We start from the raw sequence: 4,464 nt of genomic DNA on the forward strand, positions 1-4,464 counted from the left end.
CATAGATTTTATTGGTTACAAAAAAAGACTCTTCCCAATTGGTCGTTTAGATAAACTTTCGGACGGACTCATCTTTTTAACCAATGATGGGGATGTAGTGAATAAAATTTTGAGAGCAGGCAATGGTCATGAGAAAGAATACAGGGTTCAAGTTGATCAACCGATAACACATGAATTCATAGAAAATATGAGAAATGGTGTGAGGATATTAGGTACAAAAACAAAAAATTGTTTTGTTGAACAAGAGAATGAAAGTCGATTTAAAATCATTTTGAAACAAGGATTGAATAGACAAATCAGAAGAATGTGCGAAGCATTGGGATACAAAGTCACCATATTGACGAGAACAAGAATCATGCATATCCCATTGAGGGGAATCGCACCAGGTACATGGCGTTATTTTACAGAAGTAGAAAAAAAGCAACTCGAAGATTTAATTAAAAACAGTTCTAAGACAGAATTGGATGTTGAATTTGATGATTAAAATATAAAATACCTATTCATATTTATAAATTAATAATTAAAAATTATTAGATATTAATTACTTTGCATTCGAGAATTTAATTTAAGATTAATTGCAGGGTATGATTTTTATTCAAGCTTTACAACAGCGAAATAAATGGCTTTATGTATTAGGATGTATTGTTTTCGTATTGGGAATAATCAGCCTTGGTTTTTTATTATTTGATTCTAGGACCGTAAATGGGATTTCACTTTGGAGTCTGCCTTTCCGTTTTTCTATTGCTTCTGGAGTATATATTTTTACTATTGCATGGTTATCTTTTTTGATAAATAATACTCATTTCAGAAAAGCAATTACGATCTTAATATTTATCCTATTTTCTTGTTTATTGAGTATTGTTTTTTTTCAGTTGATAAAAGAACACATAGCGTTCATTGCAAACGAAACGCCATTCGATCAGCTATTAAATCAACTAAGCATGACTTTGTTTTTATGCTTGTTGTTTTTACAAATTTGGATTACAACTCATTTTTTTAGGCAAAAAAAGAACATGCACAGTCAGCACTTTACATGGGGTGTAAGAATGGGATTTTTTGTTTTTACCTTTTTTTTGTTCATGCTGGCTACACTTTTTTTATTTAGGGATAAAACTGAGGGTATAAGTTTATTTCAATTTGAACGCGGCCTTTCTTTTGAAATTCAAGCCTCTTTTTATCTTGGGTTACACTCCATTCAAATTATTCCTCTTTTGAGTTATTATCTTTTTGACCAGAAAAAACAGGTTGTTTTTTTCTCAATCGCTTATGTTGTTCTCATTTTGGTTTTGATAGTTTTGTTTTTTTTGAAATCGTTTTGAGCCTGTTTTTGTTTGTCTGATTATTATTATCAACCATTTTTTAGTATTGTGGAAAAATCAAGTTGACTTACTCTTGATTCATTTCGTTTGTATAATTTCCATTGTTTCTTATAAAATTGTTAAGGATTTTTAGCTAAAGCTGAAAAACTTAGTAAATATTAAAAATACACATCCCTGAACTCCACCTAAATATGCTACGTAACGTCCATATAATCAATGGATTAAAAAATTGTAAAACGAAAGCGAAATAATCATTAATTTTAGCACAAAGTGTTAATACTTTTAGGATTCGATACCCCCTGAAACCCAACCCAAAAGAACAATCGTTCATCCTACTTTTTTAGGTAAATGAAGTTCTGATTTGTATTTGTATAATAATTTTTATTGTTTCAGAAATAGTTAACAAATTATATGTATCCACTACAGTTGAATTTATTACGCTCACTTACCTTTTTTGCACGATTAGCAATTGTTACGGTTATTTTATTAACCGTATCATTACATGCAAAATCACAAAATGTTAACGTTACAGCTACATCCGGTTCCGTTTTAAGCAGATCTTATCTGTCTCTAAAACTTGCCTTTGATGGTATTAACAATGGTGATCATCAAGGTGTAATTACCGTGAGTGTTATAAATAATACCAATGAGGGAATAACTCCAGCAGTCTTAAATAGTGGAGATGCATTTCCAGCTTCTTATACATCCGTTACCATCAGTGCAGGTGGTAATGCAGTGTCTGTTTCTGGTACTCCTGCTGCTGGATTTGGTGTGATAGAATTGAATGGTGCAGACAATGTGATTATAAACGGAGACAATCCATCGACTGCTGGTATCGCCAGAAATCTTACCATCAATAACAATACAACATCTACCAATACCAATAACTCTGTCATTCGTATTGCTACTTCTCTTGCTGTAACATCAGCCAATAATATAAGTTTTAGAAACCTTGTGTTGAATGGAAATGTGACTAACGGTAACGACTCAACGATAATAAATACCAATACTCAATCCAACTTAAGTTATGGTATCTATGTTGGTGGTGAAGCAGGTGTAACCGATGTTTCTGCTCCCAACGCCATCACTGCGACTGATTTTTCTCAGTCAGCTCTTTCGGGTACTACGATCAATAATCTGACAATAGAAAACAATTTGATTAGTCGTTGCGGACGAGGTATTATGATTAACTCATCCAATTCGAGTGTGATGAGTGATTTGGTTATCACCAATAACACCATTGGTAATGTAGGATCATTCACCGCCCCATACAGAATTAACCCTGCAACAACTGTTTATGTAAAAGGTATTTCGATTTCTGGTACCAACTCTATGGTAATTACACGAAACACAGTTAAGAATATCATTTCGTTTGTTGGAACTTCATTAGCAGGTATAGAACTCGGCGCGAATAATGGCAATGGTTCTATTCGAATTGATTCTAATTCAGTAAATACGATTATTTCAAATACAAACACTGGAGGTACATCCGGTAACATAGCTAATGGTATTTCGATCAACTCTGTAAATGGTCAGTACTCAATTACTGGGAATGAAATTAGCAACATCGAAACTTATGGAAATTTCTATACTGCAGGTGGAATTGAAATCAATGCAAACGGTGCGGCGGGTATAATTTCTTTGAATAAAATATACCAAGTTTATGGAAAGAACCAGTCATCTGCAATGGGTATTACTTTAAGATCGGCTGGTAACTCCATGCAGATCCAGAATAACTTTATTTATAACCTCTCTAATAATCCCACCATTTTCAACATAGCTCGAGCTGTTATTGGTATAAATATACAAAGTGGAAGTAACCATAAAATTTATCATAATTCGGTTCATCTATATGGTAATACTTCAATTAACAGTCCGAATATTACTACATGTTTAATGACTAGAAGTGCGGCTTATGCAGGATTGGATATCAGAAATAATATTTTTTCCAATGAAATGACTACGGTTAATACGGCGTCTGTTCACTCATGTTTATACATGACTTACACTGCGGCGCAAGCTGCTGCAAGTGTAACGGCTATGAACTTAAACAACAATGCTTATTATACCGGTACAACAACAGGCGTTCATGGGGTGGGGTATTTTGGTACAGGTTATAATGCAGCCAATTTATTTTCTGCAACTGATTTCGTAGCTGGAGCAACAACACCTGCAACAAACTGGAGAAGTTATTCTACAGCTATAGGAGATGTCAACAATGACAATGTCTCCATTGCAACCACCGGAGATGCTCCTTTTAGTAGTGATGTCGATTTACACATAAATGCTACATCAAGTCCTTTAGAGTCTGGAGGTGCCGATCTTGATGTTGTCATAGATATCGACAATGAGACCAGAAGTGCAACTACTCCAGATATTGGAGCAGATGAGTTTATTACTCTACCTGTGGATAATTTCCCGCCAACCATATCCGCTCAATTGCTTCCTGATTGTAGCCCAACACAATTGTTATTTGCAACCATTAACGATGCGAGTGGTGTAATTCAAGATGCAACAGGTTCCGATCCCGCTTGTCCTCAGGTTTATTGGAAGATAGGAATAAATGGAACGTACCAGGTGAGTCCTGGATTTTGGCAAGGAGAAAATCTGTATTTGTTTATTTTGGGTGGAGGTGTTGTAAATGACACTATATATTATTACATAGTAGCTCAAGATCAGGCGCCTACTCCTAATGTTGTTGCTTTCCCATCTGTTGGAGCTAGTGGATACTCCATCAACATTCCTGCTGCATCTACACCACCAACTGCTCCATTGTTTTATGTTAATCGTGCAGCGTTAAGTGGAACTTATACAGTGGGTACCGGAGGGAATTTTACCACTTTAACGGCAGCAGTTGCAGCATATAATACGGCTTGTTTATCAGGACCTGTTACTTTCCTACTTAAAAATCAAAACTTCACCACGGTAACCGGAGAAACATTTCCAATTGTCATCAATCAGAATGCTTTTGCCACCAATTCAAATACCTTAACCATCAAGCCAGACGTTGGTGCAAGTCCAATCATAGAAGGTGGAAGTTCGGACGCTACGATTAAATTGAACGGAGCGGATTATATAACCATTGACGGATCTAACGTTACCAACGGCACTTCTAGAAATTTGATTATATCCAATAACAATATTG

3 protein-coding genes are annotated in these 4,464 nt (G+C 35.1%); all 3 read left to right on the forward strand.

Features of this window, described 5'->3' with window-relative positions; translation table 11 throughout:
- On the forward strand, positions 1 to 484 hold a 484-nt coding region (locus tag ACOYLP_RS10910; RefSeq protein WP_422856200.1), incomplete at its 5' end, for a pseudouridine synthase.
- 100 nt (positions 485 to 584) lie between these two features.
- On the forward strand, positions 585 to 1,319 hold the full coding sequence (locus ACOYLP_RS10915; protein WP_422856201.1) for a hypothetical protein: 735 nt from the start codon (positions 585 to 587) through the stop codon (positions 1,317 to 1,319).
- Positions 1,320 to 1,730: 411 nt separating this feature from the next.
- The coding region (locus ACOYLP_RS10920; RefSeq protein WP_422856202.1) for a beta strand repeat-containing protein at positions 1,731 to 4,464 on the forward strand (2,734 nt) is incomplete at its 3' end.

The organism is Flavobacterium sp., assembly GCF_049318325.1.
Lineage (GTDB): Bacteria > Bacteroidota > Bacteroidia > Flavobacteriales > Flavobacteriaceae > Flavobacterium.